The sequence below is a fragment of the uncultured Streptomyces sp. genome (assembly GCF_947488945.1).
Classification (GTDB): domain Bacteria; phylum Actinomycetota; class Actinomycetes; order Streptomycetales; family Streptomycetaceae; genus Streptomyces.
Map to the genome: position 1 here is coordinate 1 of NZ_CANLBS010000026.1, position 20,451 is coordinate 20,451.

Sequence of the window (20,451 nt, forward strand, 5' to 3'; positions counted from 1 at the left end):
CCCCGCGGAGCGGGTAGCCCAGCGCTGCGCGCTGGGCAGTGACGGAATTCGCTTCGCGAATTCGTAAAGGCGCTGCGCGCCTTTGATAAACCGCTGCGCGGTTTATGGTAATTCACGCTTCGCGTGAATTGGATTACCGCTGCGCGGTAATTGGGTGGGGTCTCTCCGCTTCGCTGCGAGACTGGGCGTCCGCTGCGCTCCCGCCCTGCCGGCTTCGCCGGGCTGGCTACGGTGGTGGGTGCCGGTGCATCAATTGTGCCTGCGGGTAGGATCCCGAACCGATGGGCACTGCCTCCTGGGGCCGGCCTGGGGTCCGCCCCCGCGAGGAGGTCGGGGCCGGGGGGTGGAGGGTCTCGTTCTGACGGAAAGTCATGTCGGGGACATGCTCGCACTCAGGGAAGGCTGTGATGCGCACTGCTTCCGCAATGTAGCACAGTGACCGGCCATGGTGAGGTCGGAACAGGCCAACCGCCAGTCGATGTGATGCATCATGGTCGTGCATCAAGTGATGCGCGGGTAGCATCACGAGTGAACGGCTACCTCCTCCCCTGGATCTGGAGACTTCTCGTCATGACCGGTGAAATTACGCTTTTCCCGCATCAGGCGGAAGCGGTGGATGCCATTGTGGCGGGGCTGGAAATTCGGCCGGGCCAGCAGATTCCGAGGAATGGATTGCGCGGCCAGGTGCATGCGGCGTGCGGCACGGGAAAGACGTTCATTGCCGCTGGTGCGGCGCGGCGGATTTCTCCGCATGGGCGGGTTCTGGTTCTTCTTCCGACGCTGGAGTTGTTGGCGCAGACGGTGCGGGAGTGGCGGGCTTTCGGGCGTTCGGGGCCGATGGTGGCGGTGTGCTCGATGGATGATGATCCGCGTCTGTACGACCTGCGGGTGCCGTCGACGACGAACGCCCAGCAGCTGGCGCTGCACTGGGGCAACGGGCCGGTGACGGTGTTCGCGACGTACGCGTCGCTGCCCGTGCTGACCGAGGCCCACGAAGGCTTGTACGGGCTTCCCCTGGACGTATGGGACCTGGTCTGTGTGGACGAAGCCCACAGAACCAGCGGGTCGCTGGGTAAGGCGTGGGCGGTCGTCCACGACCAGGAGCAGCTTCCGGCGATGCGCCGGCTGTATCTGACGGCGACGCCGCGGATCTGGATGGAGCGGCCCCGGCCGCGCTGGCGGGCGGAGTTCCCGGAGGGGAGCGGGGAGGCGGGGCGGCGGGCGCCGGTGGACCGGCTGCCGAAGGAGATGGCCTGTTCGATGTCGGACGAGCGGATCTTCGGGCCGGTTCTGTGGGCGTTGGATCTCTCGGACGCGATCGCGCGGGGCCTTCTGGCGCGGTATCAGATCGTCGTCGTCGAGCTGCGGGACAAGCGGCTGACGCTGGAGAAGCTGTACGGCGAGGAGCGGTTCGAGGAGCATGTGCGCGGTGAGCGGCTCGCGGTGCTGCAGGCGGCGTTGCTGGAGACGATGGCGGAGCACGGGCTTCAGCGGTGCATCACCTTCCACCACCGGACGATCGAAGCGCAGGCCTTCAGCGTGGGCCTGGAGCGGGTGGCGCGGCGGCTGCACGCGGCCGACCCGGAGCGGCACCCGGATCAGGTGTGGTCGGGGTGGCTGTCGGGTGAGCACGAGCCGGAGATGCGGGCCCAGGAGCTGTACCGGTTCGGGGCGCGGGCGGGGCGGGCGGTGATGTCGAATTGCCGGGTGCTCGGTGAGGGGGTCGACTGCCCGAGCGTGGATTCCGTCGCTCTGATCGACCCGAAAGGGTCGGCAGTAGATATCGTGCAAGCTATCGGGCGTGCGCTTCGGCAGAAGCCCGGTCAGGACAAATTGGCGACGCTGATCGTTCCGGTATTTCTCGGTCCGGATGAAACTCCGGAAGACATGCCGTATTCGGCGTCGTATCGGCCTTTGTTGAAGGTTCTTTCCGGGCTGAGGGCGCATGATGAGCGTGCGGTGGAGATGCTGGCTGTTCCGTCGGAGGATTTGCAGCGGACGAAGCCGGCGTCGCCGTGGCTCGGGCCGGCACCCGAGGGGGACGACGGGGAGGAGCAGCGGCTGCTGCTCCGGTTCGGGGTGCACCGGGATCCGGCGTTGGTCGCGCGGATGGTGGAGTACAACCTGATCGAGCCGGAGCACGCGAACTGGCGGGCGGGGCACCGGGCGGCGGTCGCGTACCGGGAGCGGGAGGGTGACCTCGCCGTCCCGTACAACCACGTGGAGGGCGGGGACGAGCGGGGTGAGGGCGGGTTCCCGCTGGGGCGGTGGCTGTCCGATCAGCGCCGGGCGATGCGGGCCGGGACGATGCTGCCCGAGCGGGCCGGGGACCTGGAGGCGCTGGACATCGTGTGGGACCCGGCGGATGCGGCGTGGGAGGAGAACCTCGGCGCGGCGAGGGCCTACTTCGCCGCGTACGGGACCCTCGCGGCGCCGGTCACGGCGATGATCATGGACCGGCCCATTGGGCAGTGGCTGGCCAACGCCCGGAAGAAGAACGGGCTCGGCAAGGACGTGGAGCGGGCGCAGCGGCGGGCGGCGCAGTTGGCTGCGATCGATCCGGACTGGAACCCGGACTGGCCCATCGACTGGCAGCGCCACTACGCGGCCCTGAAGGGTGCTGTGGTCCCGGGGAGCGTGGCCGGGTGCGTGGAGCCGGGGTCGGTGGTGAACGGGCTCGACGTGGGCGCGTGGCTGGCCGCCCAGCGGGAGGGGTGGGAGCGGCTGTCCGCAGGGCAGCGCGAGCGCCTGGTCGAGGTCGGCGTCCGGCCGCCCGAGAAGCCGGCCGCCGCCGCGGCGAAGGCGCGGGCGCGGCGGGCGGCGGGCGGGGCGCGGGCCGGGGCGTTCGAGCGAGGTCTGGTCGCGCTCGCCCAGTACGTCGAGCGGGAGGGGACGCTGGTCGTACCGCGGTCCTGGTCCGAGGAGTCGCCGGACGGGACGCCGGTGCGGCTCGGTGTGTGGCTGTCGAACGTGAAGAGCCGGAGGGCGACGCTCACCGGCGAGCAGCTTCAACGGCTGGCGGGCCTCGGACTGGAATGGGCGGCGGCGTAAGGCTGGTGCGCGTGGAGCGGGACCCTGGGCATGCGTCCGGCCCAGGGTCTCGTGCTGCCTCGGGAGCGACGGCCTTGCACGGTGCGGGCAGGGGCCGGTCAGAAACCGGCGCCCGGAGGCTGGGCGAGGACATCCGGGCACAGGGCCGGCGCACCGCCACAGCGGCTTCCAGGAGCACCGCCAGGCTCACCCCGGGGAGACCGGGACGGAGCGCTGGTGTGCCTTGCCGGGTCCGGAGTGTCACCCGTTTGCCGTAGCGCTTTCTGCGGGGCCCCCGTCGATCGGCGCAGGGTTGAGGGGAGGGCCGGCCCCGTGCGGGAGGCCCGGTGATCCCGGCAGGCAGGTGTCCGAGGCCTGCTGGTGACCGCGCCCCCGGACGGGGCTGCGAACGGCGAACCCGAGGGAGAACGGATGAGTGAGCAACCTGGCGTGCCCGTGCCCGCCCGCGAAGGCCTTCCGCCCGGGGAACGGATGGGTGAACCGCCTGACGTGCCCGCGCCCGAAGGCGACGGTTTCCCGCCCGACGTGTCGGGGCGCACCCGCCTCGATCCGGATCCGAGTTTCGAGCCCACCGGGCCACAGGCCGATTCCGGGCTGATCCTGCCCGAGCCGAAGGCGAAACAGAATCTGAAGATCTGGGAGCTGTCGGGGATGTCCTGGCGGTATGGCGGGAAAACGTCCCGGGACGTTCTCATCTGGAACGGCCTGGACGAGGACCTCTATCTCGCGGGCGAGATGACGAAGTGGGGGAACTGGCCGCAGTACGAGGGCCACCCGCCCAACCGGATCCGGCCGCACAGCGGTACCTCCTGCTCCCTGCTGAACACGGGAGCGGGGGTGGAGGGAAGCGTCTACTACCGCACGGAACTCGGGCACATCCGGCTGTATGTGTACTTCCAGTCGTGGAACAGCATGTTCAGCACGACGAACAGTCAGTGGCACGTCTACTACGCCAGCCCCGACAAGGAGAAGTGGCTGGGCGCGTTCGACACGTACGGGCGCAACTTCTGGATGGAGGGCACGCAGGAGGACTGGGACGACGGGTGGAGGGTCCAGACGTACGAGAGCCCGTACTTCGGTAAGGGCGCGCACGGAGACCCGGCCCTGTTCGTGGTCAACCGTCCCGCCGTCGGCGACGTGAGCGTGGGAGAGCCGCCCAAGGCCAGCCACGCCTGCGAGGTGTACAAGGCCGCGTACAAGAACGGCCTGCGCTCCGCGCACTGGTTCGACGGCACCGTCGGATCCGTCCTCGGCGCCCACCTCGGCTCCTGGATCCGCGGCTGCCCCTGACCGGGCAAGGCGCAGGACGGTGTGCACGGGTGGGGGTGCAAGGGTGCGGCCCCCGTCCCGGAGTTCCGGGACGGGGGCCGTGCCGTGTCCTGCGGGTGCCGGCCGCGTGCGGAGCAGGCAGGTAGGCCCGGTTGCCGCGGTCAGCAGGTGGGGGCGACGTCCTCCGCCGTGGCGGGCCGGGGCCGCCGCGGTGACCACCAGGAGCAGCCCGTGGTCCCCGCGCGCCGCGTGTTCGGGCACGACCGGGCCGGAGCAGGCCGAGGGAGTAGGGGGCGGCACTGGGGGCTGTTGTCCCAACCGTCCAGCGCCTCAACAGCCGCGTACGCCGACCACCTGGCCCCTTGAGTACCCCCCGCCCGGAAACCAAACATCCCGGCACGTCTGCGACGAAACAGAGGAAACGGACCCGTGACCTCCCAGCTCTCCGGCGAACATGTCCACCAGGGAAAACATGGTGACCTCCCAGGCTTCCTGAGAAAAACAGACAACCCGGACACCTGAGAGGCCGAACCGAGAGCCACCTGGAAGGTAGACCGGGGCACGCTCCGGGAGCCGCTGTGCGGCGGTCTGGCGGCCCCACGCGGCCAACCCGGGCCACTGGGGCCCCCGGGGCGGCAGAAGCGCGCCCTGGGGCCCCCGGCGGGGAAACGGCCGTTCAGCGCTGCCGGCGGGCGAGCGCGGCAGTGATGAACGGGGACGCCGCGGCGACCACGAGCCCGGCCGTCCCCAGCGCGGCCGTGAGCGGGGCCATGGCTCCGGGCCTGAGGAAGACCACCAGGCCGGCTCCGCCGCAGAGCGCCATGACGGCCACGGTGCAGACGACGGACACGGCAGACACCGCGAGCACGGACGGTCCGGGAGACGCCGGCGGGACCGCAGCGGGCGCCGGGACGGGCGCGGCCGGGGCGGGGTTCGGGTCGGGCGCGGCCGGGGCGGGGTTCGGGTCGGGCGCGGCCGGGACGGGGTTCGGGTTCTGGGGCTGCGGTGCGGTGCTCATGGTCGGGTTCCCCCTCGATGTCGTGGTGACTGCGGACGAAGGCTGCCGGGGCGCTCCTGGGGAGCGGTTCCGGCCGCCGGGCAGCACCGTGCGACGCGGCGGGGTTAGCCCCGCAAGCCCGTCCTCACCACACCCCGGCGCTCTCTCGTCCGCCGGTAAGGGAGTCGGTGACCTGGGGTAGCCTCGCGCATTGCACGACGCCTTGCTGCAACGGGCTGCCACGCGTCCTACCTGCACCAACACCGCCGGATCCCCCGGCGCACTCGGGCGTTGCAGGTGGCGTGGTGGTGGTGCGGGGCGGGGGAGGATGGGTGGATGAGCACGCGTGGCGATGCTCACCCCGGCGCGAGGCCGCTGCGGCGTGCGGTGTCAGCCGCAGCACGAACCGCCGGCGGCGCGAGGCGGGCGACCTGCCCAACTCCGTCCACGACGAGGTCCGCGGCTACCTGATCCCCGTCGACGACCTTCTGGCGGCCGGGTTCCGGCTGAACGCTCCCGCGCCGCCGGACACGCCTCCGACCGCTCCGAGCCGGGGCGGTCGGGTCTGTCGGGGCGGTCGTCGTGGGCCAGGAGGACGTCGCCGGACTCCGTGCCGCACTCGAACGCGCCCGCCAGGAACACGCCCTGGCCCTCGCGGAAGCCGAGTACGGGCGGCAGCTCGCGCAGGCCGAGAGGCCGCGCACCTACGGAAGCAGCTGGAGGCCCGTGTCGAGCACATCGCGGACCTTCAGCAGGCGCTGACGCCCGCGCCCGACCGGGCGGTGATCCAGCCGTCCGTACCCGGCCAGGCCCACCCCGCACCCGCACCCGCCGCCACTGCTACGCCGGGGCCGGAGGTCGAGGCGGGGGACGGGCGGCACCGGCGGTGGCGGCGCGCCTGAGTACCCGCAGGAGAGCGGAGAGGCCCGGCCGTGACGGCCGGGCCCGCCTACTGCCTACCGGCCGCGTCCGGTCCGGCGGGCGGGGGCGGGCTGTTGGCGGTGGGCGGGGACGGCGGCTTCCGCCGGAGCGGCCGGGGCGCGGCCCGCCGGGGCGGGCGCGTTGGTGGTGGAGCGGGAGCGGGCGGCGGCCGGGGAGACGCGGGGGCCGGTCGCGGGTGTGCCGGGCGGGGTGGTCAGGGCGGTGAGGGTGGCGGCGAGCAGGCGGCCGGTGAGGCCGGAGGCGGGGCCCTGTTTCCAGGCCGGGTGGTCGGCCAGGGTTTTCAGGCGGGCGCGCAGGTCCTGTTCGCCGTCCGGGCCCAGGCCGGGCTCTCCTTCCGGGGTGCGGGCGGTGCGGAGCATGCGGCAGGCGAGCAGGGGCCAGGCCCGTGCGCCGACGAGAAGACCGGCCTCCCGGTCCGAGCCGAGCGTCTCCTTCAGCAGCGACACCAGGCGGGCGTTCTCCGAGGGGCGGACACCGAGCTGGCCCAGCGCTGTCTCGCGGTCGTCGAGGTGGAGGACCTCTGGAAGGTGCAGGCCCTCGGTCAGCGGTCCCCACAGGGCTTTCACGTCCGCGCCGGCCGGAGCCCACGAACCCGCCCGTGCCCCCGCCGCGGGGGCGCCGGCGGCCGGAGGAGCGGCGGGGCTGGGAACACCGGGCACCGCGGGGGCGGGCGTGGCCGCCGGGGACGGCGGCACGGCAGCGGCGGGCGCGGTCGTCGGGGGCGGCGGCACGGCGGCCGCGGTGGTCGGGGGCGGCGGCACGGCGGCGGCCGCGGTGGTGACGGCGGCGGCGGCCTGGTCGACGCCGAGTCCGGCGGTGTGGGCGTCGGTGAGGATCTGGGCGACGTCGACGCCCTGGGTGTGGAGGCGGGCCATGGCGGCGGCGATGCCGGGCCAGGCCGGGGAGGCGAGGATCGCGTCGCGGACCAGGCCTTCGGGGACCGTGGTGCGCAGGAGGTCGGCCCACCGGTCGGTGCCCTCGGTGCGGGTGCGGGTGATGTTGTCGGCGACGGCCCGCTGCACGTTGGTGGCCATCCGGCCGAGCTGCGGGAGGAAGGTGGTGAGGTCGACGCCGGCCTGCTGGAGGGAGGCGAGCTGAGACGCCATCACCGGCCAGTCCGGGTCCTTCATGAGGTTGTCGAGGACGGGGCCCGGCACGGTCTCGCGGAGCTGTTCGGCGGACCAGCCCGGTGCAAGGTTCTTGGCCTCTTCCCCCAGGGTCTGTTCGCGGCCGTGGTGGTGTTTCTGGGCGGCGCGGCGGACCGCGTCGGCGATCGTGAGGAGCAGCCGGACCGACATCGCGGCGGTCTGGGCGGCTTCGGCGAGCGCTTCGGAGAACGGCTCGCCGACCGAGGGCGGGGACGTGGGGGTGGCCATGGCGGTGGGTTCCTCCGGGGTCGGGGTCAGCGGGTGCGGGGCGGGCCCGGCCGGTCCGGGCCCGGCCGCGGGGACATCCGGGTAACGGCCGGGACGGGTCCGGGGCCACGGCCCGCCGCCCTCGACGTCGTCCTCGACGTCGCCGTCGCGGTCTTGGCCGTCGCCGTCGTGGTCGTGGTGCGGGAGCTGCCGGGGCGGGCGGGTGCGCCGGCGGCGGTGGCGGCCTCGCGCAGCAGCACCGCCGTGGCGGCGGCCGCGCGTGCCTGCGCGCGGTGCTCGGCCGCCTCGTGCCACCGGCGGGACGCCTCGACCGCCTCGACGAACGCGAGCAGCAACTGCAGGACGACCGGCGCCCCGCCGGCGCGCGCGGTACGGGGCGCCTGCTGCAGGGCGCGGGCCGAGGCCCGCCAGCCCGCACGGGCCCGCCCCTCCAGCGACCGGGCGCCGGGGGCGCGGGCGGCCTGCTCGAACGCGGCCGCCGCGGCGGTGAGGCGGTCGCGGACCAGGCCGGGGGCGTGCGCGGCCGCGACGGCCAGGAGGTCACCGAGGGCCGCGACGTCGCCCGCGCCCTCCAGCCGCCCGGCGGTGGTCAGGAGCGTTGCGGCCTCGCGGATCCGGGCCCCGGCCGTCGTCCAGTCCACCGGTCCCGCCGGCAGGTCGAAGCGCTCGCGGATCCGGGGCAGGGACAGGTCGTAGGCCAGCGTGCCGCCGGAGAACCAGACCGGGCGGGTCCCGCCGGCCGCACGGTCGCCGGGCAGCGCCACCGCGTACCCGACCAGGATGCCGTCCTGGTCGTAGCGTTCCCGTACGCGCAGGCCCGCGTCCCGGCACCGGTCCAGGAACCCGGTGTCCGAATCGGCGAGGGCCGCGGCCTCGCGGACGGTGCGCTGGAGAACCTCACGGGCCGTCCGAGGATGTCCGTGCCGGTCGGCTTTCGCGAGCTCGCCCGTGGTCGGCGCCCGCCGCGCGGTCCGGTCCACCGGGGACATCGCGGTCAGGCCCCAGCGGGCCTCGAACCGGCGGGCGGCGGTGTGCATCGCAGGGATGTCGCCCCGGATCCGCGGGTGGCGTCCGTCCGCGCGGGCGAGCGTCGCGACGAGGTGGATGTGGTCCGGGGCGTGACGCACCGCCACCCACCGGCAGGCGTGCGCGTCACCGTGTCCGGCGATGCCCGCCGCGTCCACCATCGCGGCCGCGACCTCGGCCCACTCGGCATCGGCCAGGAGCCGGTCGCCGGAGGCGTTGCGGACCGCGACGTGCCACACGTGCTCGGCCGGGCGGGGGCCGGCCAGGGCATCGACCGGGGCGTCCAGCAACAGGGCGAGCGCGCCCAGCGACATGGCGGCGGGGTCGCGTGCCGGGCAGGACAGATGCGGGTCCCAGGCGGCCACGAGATGCGGGTCGGTGTGCTCGTCGCGGTGGCCCGGACCGTAGAGGTACTCCAGCAGCTGGAACGTGTCCGTCCCGCCGTCGGCCTTCTTCGGCATCATCGGGTGCGCCTCTCCCGCATCACCTGGAGCGTCGCCCCGTCGATCCGCACCACGGCCGCGCGCACCGCGGCGAGGGTGTCCTCGGTATCGGGGTGATCCGGTGCCAGCTCACCCACGGCCATGGCTGTCTCGTGCAGCAGGGCGCGCGCTCTGACCAGCTCGCGCAGGACGTCCGCGCGGTCCGCGGAGACGGGGACGAGGACCTCCTGGGCGACCGCGAGAGCGGCGCGGGCCGCCCACGACGCCGGTGCCATCGACTCCCGGTCCGCGGCCGCCACGAGCACGTCCATCTCCGCCCGGTTGAACGACAGCGGCACCCGCAGCGACCGGGGCTGGGCCGTCTCCCGCTCCCGGCGCCGGCCACCCGTTCCCAGCGTTCCACCCACCCGGTTCTCCTCTTCCCGTGCCGGGGGAGAACAGCCGGTAAACAGGCACCGCGCATTCCACGCGGCCGATATATCGGCCAGTGCTTACTGTTCCAGTACGCACTAACTGGCTCCCCCTTTCCAATGTCTTTCAAAATCCTTCCGGACCCCCGCGAACCCGGCGGGGAAAGGGCTCCACACCCGCCCGCCACCAACCACCCCAACCCACCACCGCACCACCCCCGCACCGGCGCCGCCCACACCCACCACACCGCGCCACCGCACCGCGGCGCGCCGCGGTGCGGTGACGTGCGGCACCAACACCACACCCCCACCCCCCACACCACCCAACCCCCCACACACCCCCACCACCCACCACACAAAAACGACGCCCCCCACCAGGTCCTTGAGACCCGCCCCAACGACGCCGCGCCACCGGCCGCCAGCCGCGCCGCACCGCGCGGCTTCCGACCGCCGACCACCGCTGGCAGCGGTATCGTCGAGACCCCGTTCTGACGGGGCATCGGACACAACTGTGGGGGCAGAACTGTGGCAGTCTCGGGGACGGCGCGCATCGCCGTATGGGTAGTCGCCGTCGTCGCGGGCGTAGTGTCGGCAGGGCTCGTCGTGGCGCTGGTGGTGGAGCCGGACATGGCCGACCGGACCGCGAGCGTCACCGGAGCCGTGGTCGGCCTGGCCGCGTTCGTCGTCTCCGTGATCACCCTCGTCCGCAGCCCCGGAACGAGTGGTGGTGGGCGTCGGGTGCGCGGCGGGCGTGGCGGGATCGCCGCCGGCGGGAACATCACCGGCAACGCCATCGGCGACCGGTCGAAAGCCGTCCGCCCCCCGACAGCGGCCGGGCCGAGTTCCGTGGGTGGTCAGGACGCGGACGTGCGCGCCGGACGGGACGGTATCGCCGCCGGCGGCGACATCGCTGACAACGCGCTCGGCGACGACAGCGAACGCCGATGACCCCCCAATGGCCACGGCGCCGCAACCGTGACGAAGCCTCCGAAACGGCAGCAGGCGCAGAGAGCCTTCCAGCGCCCCGGCAGAACTCCGGCAGCACTCCACCGGTAACGGTCGGGGACGGTGGCATCGGTGCCGGAAGAGACGTCGCCCACAACGCGATCGGGCCCGGCAGTCAGGTCGTCGACAACCGGCAGACCCACATCCACCACACCCCTCGCAAGGTGACGTGGCCGCTCGAAATCGGCGCCGTCCCCAGCCTCGCCAGCGCGTTCCAACCACGCACGGCACTCCGCGAACAGGTGGACACCGCACGGGCGCAGGGGGCGTCAGCGGTGCTGACGCAGGTGCTCTCCGGCGGCGGAGGTGTCGGCAAGTCACAGCTCGCCGCGGCCTACGCGAACGAAGCCCTTCACGACGGCACCGACCTCGTCCTGTGGACACCCGCCACGGAAGTCCAGCAGATCATCACCCTCTACGCCCAAGCCGCCCGCCTCGTCGCCGCCCCCGGCGCCATCGGCGACGACCCGGAGCAGGACGCCAGGGCGCTGCTCTCGTGGCTCGCGACCACGGAACGTCGGTGGCTGGTCGTCCTCGACGACATCACCGACCCGGCCCGGATGGGCCCCTGGTGGCCGGCCAGCCGCACCGGCACCGGATGGGTGCTGGGCACCACCCGGCTCCACGACGCGATCCTCACCGGCAACGGACGCCGAAGGGTTCGGGTCGACGTCTACACACCAGGCGAAGCCACCGCTTATCTCCGGACCCGGCTGGTAGAGGACGACGCCGGGCACCTCCTCGACGACACCCTCGACGACCTGGCCGCAGCGCTCGGACATCTGCCGCTCGCGCTCGGGCACGCCGCCGCCCACATGCTCAACCAAGACCTCACCAGCGCCCAGTACCTGGCTCTCTTCAACGACAGCTCCCGCCGTCTGGAACACGTCCTCCCGAAGACGGCCGACGCCGAAGGCTACGGGCGGCAGATCGCCACCACCCTCCTCCTCTCCCTCGACGCCGCACAACACACCGAACCCACAGGCCTCGCCCGACCAGCGCTCCAGCTCGCCGCACACCTCGACCCCGCCGGACACCCCCACACCCTCTGGACCACCCCCACCGTCCTCGCCCACCTCACCGAACACCGGACCACTCCCCCGGACACGGACGAAGAGGCACCCGACGTCACCGTCGAAGAAGCCGAAGCAGTGCTGCGAGTCCTGCACCGGTACGCACTGATCAACAGCGACTGCCGACAGGAACCCCGCGCCGTACGGATTCACGCACTCACCGCCCGCGCAACGCGCGAAACCACCCCCGCTGAAGCCCTTTCCTCGCTCGCCCAGGCGGCCGCCGACGCACTCCTGAACATCTGGCCCGACCTCGACCTGGCCCACCCCACCTTGGCCGCCGCCCTGCGCTCCAACACCGAACACCTCCACCAGCACACCAGCGACCACCTCTGGCACCCGAACGGCCACCGGGTCTTCTACCGGGCCGGGGGCAGCCTGCGCGACGGCGGTCTGTTCACCGTGGCAATCGCATACTGGGACCGCCTCAACGATCGCAGCCAGCGCATCCTCGGCGCCGACCACCCCGACACCCTCACCACCCGCCACAACCTCGCCTTCTCCTACTGGCAGGCCGGGCGCACCACCGAGGCCATCGCCCTCCAGGAAGCCGTCCTCACCGACCGAGAGCGCATCCTCGGCACCGAACACCCCAACACCCTCACCGCCCGCGAACACATCGCCCTCTCCTACTGGCAGGCCGGGCGCACCACCGAGGCCATCGCCCTCCAGGAAGCCGTCCTCACCGACACCGAACGCATCCTCGGCACCGAACACACCGACACCCTCACCGTCCGCCACAACCTCGCTGCCTTTTATTGCGACGCCGGGCGCGTCACCGAGGCCATCGCCCTCCAGGAATCCGTCCTCACCGACCGAGAGCGCATCCTGGGCACCGAACACACCGACACCCTCACCGCCCGCAACAACCTCGCTGCCTCCTACCAGGAGGCTGAGCGCACCACCGAGGCCATCGCCCTCCAAGAAGCCGTCCTCACCGACACCGAACGCATCCTCGGCACCAAACACACCGACACCCTCACCGCCCGCCACAACCTCGCCAACTCTTACTGGCAGGCCGGGCGCACCACCGAGGCCATCGCCCTCCAAGAAGCCGTCCTCACCGACACCGAACGCATCCTCGGCACCGAACACCCCAACACCCTCATCAGCCGCCACAACCTCGCAAGCTCCTATTGGCAGGCCGGGCGCACCACGCAAGCCATCGCCCTCATGGAAGCCGTCCTCACCGACACCGAACGCATCCTCGGCCCCGACCACCCCAACACCCTCACCACCCGCAACAACCTCGCTGTGATGCGCCAGGGCGCCGGGTCGTAGCAGCAAGGGCGGTGGGCCTCGCTCGCACGCCGTCAGGGTGCGCCGCTGCGGAGGAGTGGGACGTCTGTGTGGGTGGCGTCGAGGCGAAGGTGTTCGTAGCGGACGGGGTGGCGCCAGACCCCGTGGTCCTGTGAGGTGTCGGCGCTGACTTCCGCGACCAGGAGGGGTGCGACGAGGGCCGGTTCCCGTGGTGTGCGGCTGTTCCACGATGCGGTGAAGCGGACGCCCGTCCAGGGGTGGTCCGGGCCGGCTGGTGTGAGGTGTTCGGCGACGTCGCGCGCCGGACCTTGTTTCAGCGGGGCTGTCTTCCCTACCAGGCGGAGCTGGCCGGCCGTGTCGTAGCGCCCCAGCAGCAGCACTTGGGGGCGTTGCAGCGAGCCCGTGACGGCCCCGATCAGTGCTTCGGCCGGTCGTCTACGTCTCGGCTCCGGTCACCGCGGGGCCCGCATCACCACAGGCCATCCCCGGATGCTGGCCAGTGCCGCCGCCCCCGGGGTCCTCCCGCCCCGGTGCGGGTCGTCGTCACTGGTGACACGAAGGCCAACGAGGTGTTCGGGTCCGTCGGCGATCTGGGCCACTGCGACGGGCCGGCCGACCGCCACGTCGTCCTGGGCCGCGGGAGGTGGGGGCGGGTGCCGGGGTCGATACGCTGCCCGAGGATGTCGAGGTCGCCGCCGCAGGTCAGGCCGACGGCGAAGGCGTCGTCGTAGGCGTAGCCAAAGCGCGCCCGGGTGGCTGGCTCGTCACCGTTGAGAACGTAGCGGCACAGGTCGTAGACGGCGTCCTCAACGCGTCCTCCAGACACGCTACCGTCGGCGCCCACCGCAAGGGCGCTGCCGAGGGGCGGGGGCGCGCTGTCCTTGATGTCCAGGACAGTGGCAAGGGCGAAGGGGCGTTTCTCTCGGCACCAGTTGAGCAGCGTGTCCGCGATGTTCAGCACGGGCGGTCTCAAGAAGAGAACGGGCGGTGTTCCGGCCCGTGGACAGCGGCGGGTGGTGGGCCGCTGCCCCGGGGCGTGGTGTTCGGGTTCAGAGCAGGGATTCGGCGGTGATGGGCAGGTCGCGTACGCGGCGGCCGGTGGCGTGGAAGACGGCGTTGGCGATGGCGGGTGCGACTCCGACCAGGACCACTTCGCCCAGGCCCTTGACGCCGATGGGGTCGGCTTCGTCGTCGCGGCCGTCGAGGTAGAGGGCTTTGAGGTCGCGGGTGTCGGCGTTGACGGGGACGAGGTAGTCGGCGAGGTTGGCGTTGACGATGCGGCCGTCGCGGTGGTCGGTGACGGTGTGTTCGAGGAGGGCCGCGCCGATGCCGCCGACCATGGCGCCGATGGCCTGGCTGTCGGCAAGTTTGGGGCTGATGATGCGTCCGGCGTCGAAGACACCGAGCATGCGCCGGACTCGGACCATGCCGAGCCGGGCGTCGACGGCGACCTCGGCGAAGACCGCGCCGTAGGCGTACATGGAGGACCTCGACTGGGCGGGGGTGTAGGAGCCGAGCGCTTCGAGGGCGTCCCGGTCGTTGCGGGCGAGGAGTTGGCGGTAGGTCTCTCCGCGTGCCGGGTTGCCCTTGAGGTGCAGTCGGCCGCCCCGGACGACGATGTCGGCGGCGCCGGTTCCGTACAGCGGGGATTCCTCGTCCTCGACGGCGAGGGTGATCGCCTGCTGGCGGAGTCTGTCGCAGCCGTCCTGGACGGTGGAGCCGACGCTGGCCATGGTCAGCGAGCCGCCGTGGACGGGCGCGGGGGGTAGCGCGGTGTCGCCGAGGCGGAAGGTCACGTTGCGGACGGCGAGGCCGAGGGCGTCGGCAGCAACCTGGGTCATGGACGTGTAGGTACCGGGCCCCATGTCGCTGGTGGCGGACTCGACCAGGGCCGTGCCGTCGGCGTCGAGGCGGACGCGGGCCTGGGCCGGGGCGCGCAGGGTGTCGTAGAGCGCGGTGGCCATGCCGGTGCCGATCAGCCAGTCGCCGTCGCGGGTGGAGCGGGGGCGGGGGTTGCGGCGGTTCCAGCCGAAGGTGCGGGCTCCGACGGTGTAGCACTCGCGGAGGCGGCGGGTGGAGAAGGGCCGGTTCGCGGCCTGGTCGGTCTCGGGTTCGTTGCGCCGGCGCAGTTCGATGGGGTCGATGCCGAGTTCGTGGGCGAGTTCGTCCATGGCGCTCTCGACGGCGAACGCGGCCGTGGAGTAGCCCGGTCCGCGCATCGGGGTGGGGGTGTTCACGTCCAGCGGCACCGTGCGGTACGTCTGGGAGACGTGGGGGGTGGTGTAGAGCATCTGCCCCGGAGCGAGGACGCCGCGCTCGGCGAACGTCTCGTAGCGTGAGGTCTCGGCGCGCAGGTCGTGGGTCATCGCGGTGAGCCGGCCGCCGCGGTCGCTGCCGAGGCGGATCCGGTACTCGTAGGCGGGCCGGTAGCCGACTCCGTAGTAGAGCTGCTCGCGCGAGAGGGTGAGCTTGACCGGGCGGCCTGTCAGGCGGGCGGCGAGGGCGGCGATGGTGATGTGCGGCCAGGCGCGGGCCGCGTTACCGAAGGCTCCGCCGACATAGGGGGAGATGACGCGGATGTTCTGTGCCGGGATGCCGAAGTTGGCGGCGAGTTCGGCCCGCGGGCTCTGGACCCACTGGGTCTTGTCCCAGAGGGTCAGCCGGTCGCCGTCCCACTGGGCGACGGTGGTGTGGAGTTCCATCGCGTTGTGGTGGGTGCGGGCGGGCCGGTAGGTCATCTCCAACCGCACGGGCGAAGATTGCAGGGCGCTTTCCGCGTCGCCGCGCGTGTAGGTGGTGGGTGTCCCGGGCGTCGGCGCGTCGGTCAGGTCGGTGGTGGGTGTCTCGGTCGTGACGTCGAACTTCACCAGGGTCGCCGCGTGCTGGGCGGCCTCCAGGGTGGTGGCCACGACGACGGCGACCGGCTGGCCGTGGAAGCGGACCTGGTCGTCCTGGAAGACGCGCAGCCGTGCGCCGGGCAGGTTGAGCGATCCGGGGTTGGGGCCGTAGGGCAGCGTCGGCGCGTTGCCGTGGTGGACCACCTGCAGCACGCCGGGCTCGGCCTCGGCGGCTCTGGTGTCCACGGCGGTGATCCGGCCCCGGGCGGCGGGGCTGTCGACGACGACGGCGTGCACGACCCCCTCGGGATGGTGGTCCGCGGCGTATGTGGCCTGGCCGGTGACTTTCAGGCGCCCGTCCACGCGGGTCAGGGGTGCGCCGACGGCTGCCTGCGGCTGGGGGCTCATGTGCTCTCTCCTACGATGCGCAGCTGGCGTTCGACGGTCCGCGTGAGCAGTTCGGCCTTGAAGCGGTTGTGGGTGAGGGGACGCGCCCCGTCCGCGGCGGCTTCGGCGGCCCGGCCCCAGAGGCGCTCGGAGGGGCGCTCGCCGAGAAGGGCCTGTTCGACGGCGGGCAGTTTCCAGGGAACGGTCCCCACGCCGCCCGCGGCCACTTTCGCCTCGCGGATCACCCCGCCGCGGACGTGGAGCGCGACGGCGGCGGAGGTGAGGGCGAATTCGTAGGACTGGCGGTCGCGGACCTTGAGGTAGCCGGACTTCAGCGGCCGGGGATGGGCCGGGATCTCCACGGCTGTGATCAGTTCGCCCGGCCGGATGTCCTGTTCGCGGTGGGGGGTGGTGCCGGGGCGGAGCAGGAAGTCGGCGATGGGCACGGTCCGTTCCCCGCCGGGGCCGAGGAGGTGCACCTGTGCCTCCAGTGCGGCGAAGGCGACGGCCACGTCGGAGGGGTGGGTGGCGACGCAGTCGGGGGAGGTTCCCAGGATCGCGTGGGCGCGGTTGTAGCCCTCCTGTGCCGCGCAGCCGGAGCCCGGCTCCCGCTTGTTGCAGGCCGCGGTGGTGTCGCGGAAGTACGTGCAGCGGGTGCGCTGCATGATGTTGCCGCCGATGGTGGCCATGTTCCGCAGTTGTGCGGAGGCGCTCAGCTCCAGCGCCTGGGAGACGACAGGGTAAGTGGTGCGCACTTTATGGTGGGCGGCGGCTTCGGCCATGGTCACCAGCGCGCCGATGCGCAGTCCGCTCCGGCCGGTGACGGTGACCTCGCGCAGCGGCAGGCCGCTGATGTCGACCAGCGTGTCGGGGCGCTCGACGGTTTCGCGCATGAGGTCGACGAGGGTGGTGCCGCCGGCGATGTACCGGCCGCCGCGCCGTCCCGCGTCGATGGCCTCACGGGTGGTGGGAGCTTTGATCAGGGAGAACGGGTACATGGCCACTCACTTCCGGCCTGTGGCCTGCTCGACGGCGCGGACGATTTTCACGTAGCACCCGCAGCGGCAGATGTTGCCGCTCATCGCTTCCCGAATCTCCTCGGCGGAGCCGGTGCGGCGTTCCTGGATGCAGCCGATGCCGGACATGATCTGTCCCGGCGTGCAGTAGCCGCACTGGAGGGCGTCCTGGTCGATGAACGCCTGCTGAAGGGGGTGGAGGCGGTCGCCGTCGGCGAGTCCTTCGATGGTGGTGATCTCGGAGCCGTCCAGGCGGGCGGCCAGGATCAGGCAGGCGTTGACGCGTTTCCCGTCGACGAGGACGGTGCAGGCGCCGCAGGCTCCGGCGTTGCAGCCCTTCTTCGAACCGGTGAGGTCCAGGTGCTCGCGCAGCAGGTCGAGGAGGGAGGTGCGGTTGTCGACGGTGAGGGTGTGGCGGCGCCCGTTGACGCTCAGGGACACACGGCTGCTGGGGGACGCCTCCGCGGCGGCGGCCTCGGAGACGCCGAGCAGGGTGGGGCCCGCGACGAGGCTTCCCGCCGCGATCACGCCCCCGACGGCAGAGGTCGTGGCGAGGAAGGTGCGGCGTGAGGGCTGGACGGGGGTGGGGGGTAAGGGCTGGGTGGGGGGTGGGGTGGTGGCTTCGGAAGGTTCGGTAGACATACCCACTCTTTCGGCACCGGGAGGGAGAGGTTCGTGACGAGCCTGGCGGCATCCGCGACGCGTCAACCGGCCGGAGCCGTACGCGAGGCGATGCGGGGTCCGTACAGCCTGCGGTGCGGCACGCGTGGGCAACAGGCCGTGTTGTGACGGGGGTTGGGCAGCCGGGGTGGTGATTCGGCCCCTCTGGGATCTGTCCTGGCGGGTCCGGGGGTGTCAGAGTGGGGCGTTTGAGGTGCGCGGGCTCAGCCGCGCAGCAGCGCGGTGCGGCGCAGCCAAGCGTCGAGGTCGTCGCCGGCTTTGCGGACCTCCTCGCCGCGTACGGCGAGTCCTTCGGCGAGGGTCGCGCCGGGACAGGCGGCCGCGTAGTCGTCCTCGGTGGTACCCAGGCCGCTCATGGCGTAGGTGGTGACGGGGTGGACGGTCTTGCCGCGGAAGTCGAACGTGTCGGTGAACGTCGTCATGATCATGGGAGCGCGGACGTTCCAGATGGGGCTGGCCAGCAGCACCGTTCCGTACGGTTCGAGGGACTCCGGGAGGCGGACGATGGCCGGGCGGGCGTCGCGTTCCTGTTCGCGGGAGTTGCGGGCGACGGTCTGCTCGTAGTCCTGGGGGTAGGGGTCGGCGGCTTCGATGCGGTGCACGTCGCAGTCGATGCGGTCTCGGATCATCCCGGCGAGGACCTGCGTGTTGCCGACCTTCAGGTTCGTGCGCTCGCCGTAGTAGTAGTTCTCGCCGGGCCGGGAGAAGTAGGCCAGCAGGACCCGCCGCGCGGACGGGGAGGTGAATGCGGGCTGCCGGGAGGGTTGTGGGGTGCTTTCGTCGCCCGGCCGGGTCGAAGAACATGCGGCGGTGGCTCCGGTCATGGCGACGGCTCCTGTCGCGAGGGCGCCGCGGAGGAACGTTCGCCGTCCCGCCGCGGCCGGCGATGTGGTCCGGGCCGCACGCGCGATGCCTATGGTCATTCGCTTCTCCTGTTCAGGGGCGGATCGCGTCGAGGTCGGCTCGGACGCGTGGGGGTTCGGCTTCGAGAGGGAGATCGTCGGGGTCCAGCAGTCCGTCCGGGCTGCCGGAGGTGTCGGAGCGCAGCGGTGCGAACAGGTCGGGTCAGTCGGACGGCGAGGGGTCTTCGCCTTCCGTGGCGATCAGTTCGAAGGTGGTGTTCAGGGTGGTGTCGGTTAGCAGGGTCCGCACGAGGGTCTCGGCGAGCTGGTCGCTGGAGATGGCACCGTCGGCTCTCCCGCCCTGGTGCAGCACGAGGCGTCGCCGGGTCGGGGCGGCCTGGTCGAACCAGCCGGGCCGGACGATCGTGTAGGGCAGGCCGCCGGCACGCAGGATGCGTTCGGAGCGTCGCTTCCACGGCGTGTTGGCCGGGTGTGTCGCCGCGCGTGGTGTGGAGGGCGGTCATCAGGGTGATACGCGGCCGGGCGTGGTCGAGGGCGGCCAGGAGGTTGCGGAGACCTCCGTAGTCGATGCGCTCTTCAGCGTCGGGGCGCGGGTCGCCGCCGGATCCGTGGGTGAGGACGACCGCGTCGGCGCCGCGCACGGCTGTCCGCAGCGAGGAGGTGTCCTCAAGGTCGCCCTGGACCAGTTCGTTACCCGGCAGCTGGAGAGCGGCTCGCCGTGGGTCGCGGACCAGGGCCTGGGGGCGCAGGCCGTGGTGCTGGGCGGTGCGTACCGCGAGCCGCCCGATGGTGCCGGTCGCACCGACCATCAGGACGTCGGGGATCTTCTGCTCCCGGGACACGGTGAACCCCTTGGGCGACGCGATGCGATGCGGTAGGGAGGGCCGGGGTGCGCGGGGGCCGCGGTGAGGGCGTCGACCCCCGCGCTCGTGATGGCGAGGAGGTCAGTCGGTCAGGCGGCGCTTACCGAGCTGGCCGGCGACGGCCGGGTCGCGGTGGTCGAAGAACAGCGAGGAACCGGTGTCGAGGGTGGCGATGGAGGCCATCTGGTCGTCGGTGAGCTGGAAGTCGAAGACGTCGATGTTCTCCGCCATGCGCTCGGCGCGGACCGACTTGGGGATGGCGACGACGTCGCGCTGGACGAGCCAGCGGAGCACGACCTGGGCGACGGACTTGCCGTGGGCCCTGCCGATGTCACTCAGGACCGGGTTGGTGAACAGATTGTTCTTTCCTTCGGCGAAGCCGCCCCAAGACTGGATCTGGACGCCGTGTTCGCGCATGACGTCCTGGTCGGCGGTGCGCTGGAAGAACGGGTGGGTCTCGATCTGGTTGACCGCCGGGGCGATCTCGTTGTTGCTGACGAGGTCGACGAGGCGGTCGGGGTAGAAGTTGGCGACGCCGATCGCCTTGGCGCGGCCCTGGCGGTGCAGTTCTTCCATCGCGCGCCACTGCCCGTACACGTCGCCGAAGGGCTGGTGCATCAGGTAGAGGTCGAGGTAGTCCAGGCCGAGCTTGCCGAGTGATGCGTCGAAGGCGCGCGTGGCGTTGTCCTGGGCGGGGGAGTCCTGGATCCACAGCTTGGTGGTGACGAACAGGTCCTCGCGCGGGATGCCGCTGTTCTTGATCGCGCGGCCGACGGCCTCCTCGTTGCCGTACGCGGCGGCGGTGTCCAGCAGGCGGTAGCCGGCGGCCAGGGCGTCGGTGACGGCGCGTTCGGTGTCGTCGGCGGGGATCTGGAAGACGCCGAAGCCGAGGATCGGCATCTCGGCGCCGGTGTTCAGGGTGACGGTCTGCATGGATGGCTCCTGGGAGTGG

General features: G+C 72.2%; 17 protein-coding genes and 1 pseudogene. 5 read left to right on the forward strand and 13 right to left on the reverse strand.

What is annotated here, in order from left to right; translation table 11 throughout:
* Window positions 1–570 precede the first annotated feature (570 nt).
* Together Q0994_RS29545 and Q0994_RS29550 are read left to right on the forward strand one after the other, a co-directional pair.
* The gene (locus Q0994_RS29545) at window positions 571–3,051 is read left to right on the forward strand and encodes a DEAD/DEAH box helicase (RefSeq protein WP_299540667.1); all 2,481 of its coding nucleotides are present in this window, start codon (window positions 571–573) and stop codon (window positions 3,049–3,051) included.
* A gap of 411 nt (window positions 3,052–3,462) precedes the next feature.
* Window positions 3,463–4,341 (forward strand): hypothetical protein, encoded by an 879-nt coding sequence (locus tag Q0994_RS29550; RefSeq protein WP_299540669.1) that lies wholly within the window; start codon window positions 3,463–3,465, stop codon window positions 4,339–4,341.
* A gap of 655 nt (window positions 4,342–4,996) precedes the next feature.
* Here Q0994_RS29550 and Q0994_RS29555 read toward each other — a convergent pair.
* The gene (locus Q0994_RS29555; RefSeq protein WP_299540671.1) at window positions 4,997–5,338 is read right to left on the reverse strand and encodes a hypothetical protein; all 342 of its coding nucleotides are present in this window, start codon (window positions 5,336–5,338) and stop codon (window positions 4,997–4,999) included.
* Window positions 5,339–5,899: 561 nt separating this feature from the next.
* On the opposite strand from Q0994_RS29555, the gene Q0994_RS29560 reads away from it, so the two are divergent.
* The gene (locus Q0994_RS29560; protein WP_299540673.1) at window positions 5,900–6,079 is read left to right on the forward strand and encodes a hypothetical protein; all 180 of its coding nucleotides are present in this window, start codon (window positions 5,900–5,902) and stop codon (window positions 6,077–6,079) included.
* Window positions 6,080–6,273: 194 nt separating this feature from the next.
* Here the strand turns inward: Q0994_RS29560 and Q0994_RS29565 are convergent, their stop codons facing one another.
* From Q0994_RS29565 to Q0994_RS29575, 3 genes are read right to left on the reverse strand one after another with little or no spacing between them, the layout of a single operon-like run.
* Window positions 6,274–7,635, reverse strand: coding sequence for a hypothetical protein (locus tag Q0994_RS29565; protein ID WP_299540675.1), 1,362 nt, complete (start codon window positions 7,633–7,635; stop codon window positions 6,274–6,276).
* A gap of 26 nt (window positions 7,636–7,661) precedes the next feature.
* Window positions 7,662–9,125, reverse strand: coding sequence for a mobilization protein (locus tag Q0994_RS29570; RefSeq protein WP_299540678.1), 1,464 nt, complete (start codon window positions 9,123–9,125; stop codon window positions 7,662–7,664).
* The gene (locus tag Q0994_RS29575; protein ID WP_299540680.1) at window positions 9,122–9,511 is read right to left on the reverse strand and encodes a hypothetical protein; all 390 of its coding nucleotides are present in this window, start codon (window positions 9,509–9,511) and stop codon (window positions 9,122–9,124) included. The genes Q0994_RS29570 and Q0994_RS29575 overlap by 4 nt, the downstream gene beginning before the upstream one ends.
* Before the next feature lie 528 nt (window positions 9,512–10,039).
* Here Q0994_RS29575 and Q0994_RS29580 point away from each other — a divergent pair.
* Together Q0994_RS29580 and fxsT are read left to right on the forward strand one after the other, a co-directional pair.
* Entirely contained in the window at window positions 10,040–10,462 is a 423-nt protein-coding gene (locus Q0994_RS29580; RefSeq protein ID WP_299540683.1) for a hypothetical protein, read from the forward strand.
* Between the two features lie 221 nt (window positions 10,463–10,683).
* Entirely contained in the window at window positions 10,684–12,873 is a 2,190-nt protein-coding gene (fxsT, locus tag Q0994_RS29585; protein WP_299540685.1) for an FxSxx-COOH system tetratricopeptide repeat protein, read from the forward strand.
* A gap of 32 nt (window positions 12,874–12,905) precedes the next feature.
* Here the strand turns inward: fxsT and Q0994_RS29590 are convergent, their stop codons facing one another.
* From Q0994_RS29590 to Q0994_RS29630, 9 genes and pseudogenes are all read right to left on the reverse strand, one after another.
* Window positions 12,906–13,232 carry a hypothetical protein gene (locus Q0994_RS29590; protein WP_299540688.1) on the reverse strand — a complete coding sequence of 109 codons (327 nt, stop codon included), beginning with the start codon at window positions 13,230–13,232 and terminating at the stop codon, window positions 12,906–12,908.
* An 89-nt stretch (window positions 13,233–13,321) separates the two neighbouring features.
* A complete protein-coding gene (locus Q0994_RS29595; RefSeq protein WP_363325585.1) occupies window positions 13,322–13,813 on the reverse strand; it encodes an XdhC family protein in 492 nt (163 codons plus the stop codon).
* An 88-nt stretch (window positions 13,814–13,901) separates the two neighbouring features.
* On the reverse strand, window positions 13,902–16,097 hold the full coding sequence (locus Q0994_RS29600; RefSeq protein ID WP_299540690.1) for a xanthine dehydrogenase family protein molybdopterin-binding subunit: 2,196 nt from the start codon (window positions 16,095–16,097) through the stop codon (window positions 13,902–13,904).
* Window positions 16,094–17,074 (reverse strand): xanthine dehydrogenase family protein subunit M, encoded by a 981-nt coding sequence (locus Q0994_RS29605; protein WP_299540693.1) that lies wholly within the window; start codon window positions 17,072–17,074, stop codon window positions 16,094–16,096. Before Q0994_RS29605 ends, Q0994_RS29600 begins: the two co-directional genes overlap by 4 nt.
* A 6-nt stretch (window positions 17,075–17,080) precedes the next feature.
* Entirely contained in the window at window positions 17,081–17,734 is a 654-nt protein-coding gene (locus Q0994_RS29610) for a (2Fe-2S)-binding protein (protein ID WP_299540695.1), read from the reverse strand.
* A 242-nt stretch (window positions 17,735–17,976) separates the two neighbouring features.
* On the reverse strand, window positions 17,977–18,597 hold the full coding sequence (locus Q0994_RS29615; protein WP_299540697.1) for a flavodoxin: 621 nt from the start codon (window positions 18,595–18,597) through the stop codon (window positions 17,977–17,979).
* Between the two features lie 241 nt (window positions 18,598–18,838).
* Window positions 18,839–19,069 carry an NAD(P)H-binding protein gene (locus Q0994_RS29620; protein ID WP_363325587.1) on the reverse strand — a complete coding sequence of 77 codons (231 nt, stop codon included), beginning with the start codon at window positions 19,067–19,069 and terminating at the stop codon, window positions 18,839–18,841.
* Window positions 19,070–19,160: 91 nt separating this feature from the next.
* Window positions 19,161–19,445 (reverse strand): annotated as a pseudogene (locus tag Q0994_RS34215) (NAD(P)H-binding protein); the annotation flags it as partial.
* Window positions 19,446–19,580: 135 nt separating this feature from the next.
* On the reverse strand, window positions 19,581–20,432 hold the full coding sequence (locus Q0994_RS29630) for an aldo/keto reductase (RefSeq protein ID WP_299540703.1): 852 nt from the start codon (window positions 20,430–20,432) through the stop codon (window positions 19,581–19,583).
* Between the last annotated feature and the right edge of the window lie 19 nt (window positions 20,433–20,451).

Excerpts from the sequence above, each read along its gene's own strand:
- Q0994_RS29600 (WP_299540690.1), bottom strand. The coding sequence starts at position 16,097 with ATGAGCCCCCAGCCGCAGGCAGCCGTCGGCGCACCCCTGACCCGCGTG.
- Q0994_RS29615 (WP_299540697.1), bottom strand. The coding sequence starts at position 18,597 with ATGACCGGAGCCACCGCCGCATGTTCTTCGACCCGGCCGGGCGACGAA.
- Q0994_RS29610 (WP_299540695.1), bottom strand. The coding sequence starts at position 17,734 with ATGTCTACCGAACCTTCCGAAGCCACCACCCCACCCCCCACCCAGCCC.
- Q0994_RS29565 (WP_299540675.1), bottom strand. The coding sequence starts at position 7,635 with ATGGCCACCCCCACGTCCCCGCCCTCGGTCGGCGAGCCGTTCTCCGAA.
- Q0994_RS29605 (WP_299540693.1), bottom strand. The coding sequence starts at position 17,074 with ATGTACCCGTTCTCCCTGATCAAAGCTCCCACCACCCGTGAGGCCATC.
- Q0994_RS29630 (WP_299540703.1), bottom strand. The coding sequence starts at position 20,432 with ATGCAGACCGTCACCCTGAACACCGGCGCCGAGATGCCGATCCTCGGC.
- Q0994_RS29570 (WP_299540678.1), bottom strand. The coding sequence starts at position 9,125 with ATGATGCCGAAGAAGGCCGACGGCGGGACGGACACGTTCCAGCTGCTG.
- Q0994_RS29555 (WP_299540671.1), bottom strand. The coding sequence starts at position 5,338 with ATGAGCACCGCACCGCAGCCCCAGAACCCGAACCCCGTCCCGGCCGCG.
- Q0994_RS29550 (WP_299540669.1), top strand. The coding sequence starts at position 3,463 with ATGAGTGAGCAACCTGGCGTGCCCGTGCCCGCCCGCGAAGGCCTTCCG.
- Q0994_RS29545 (WP_299540667.1), top strand. The coding sequence starts at position 571 with ATGACCGGTGAAATTACGCTTTTCCCGCATCAGGCGGAAGCGGTGGAT.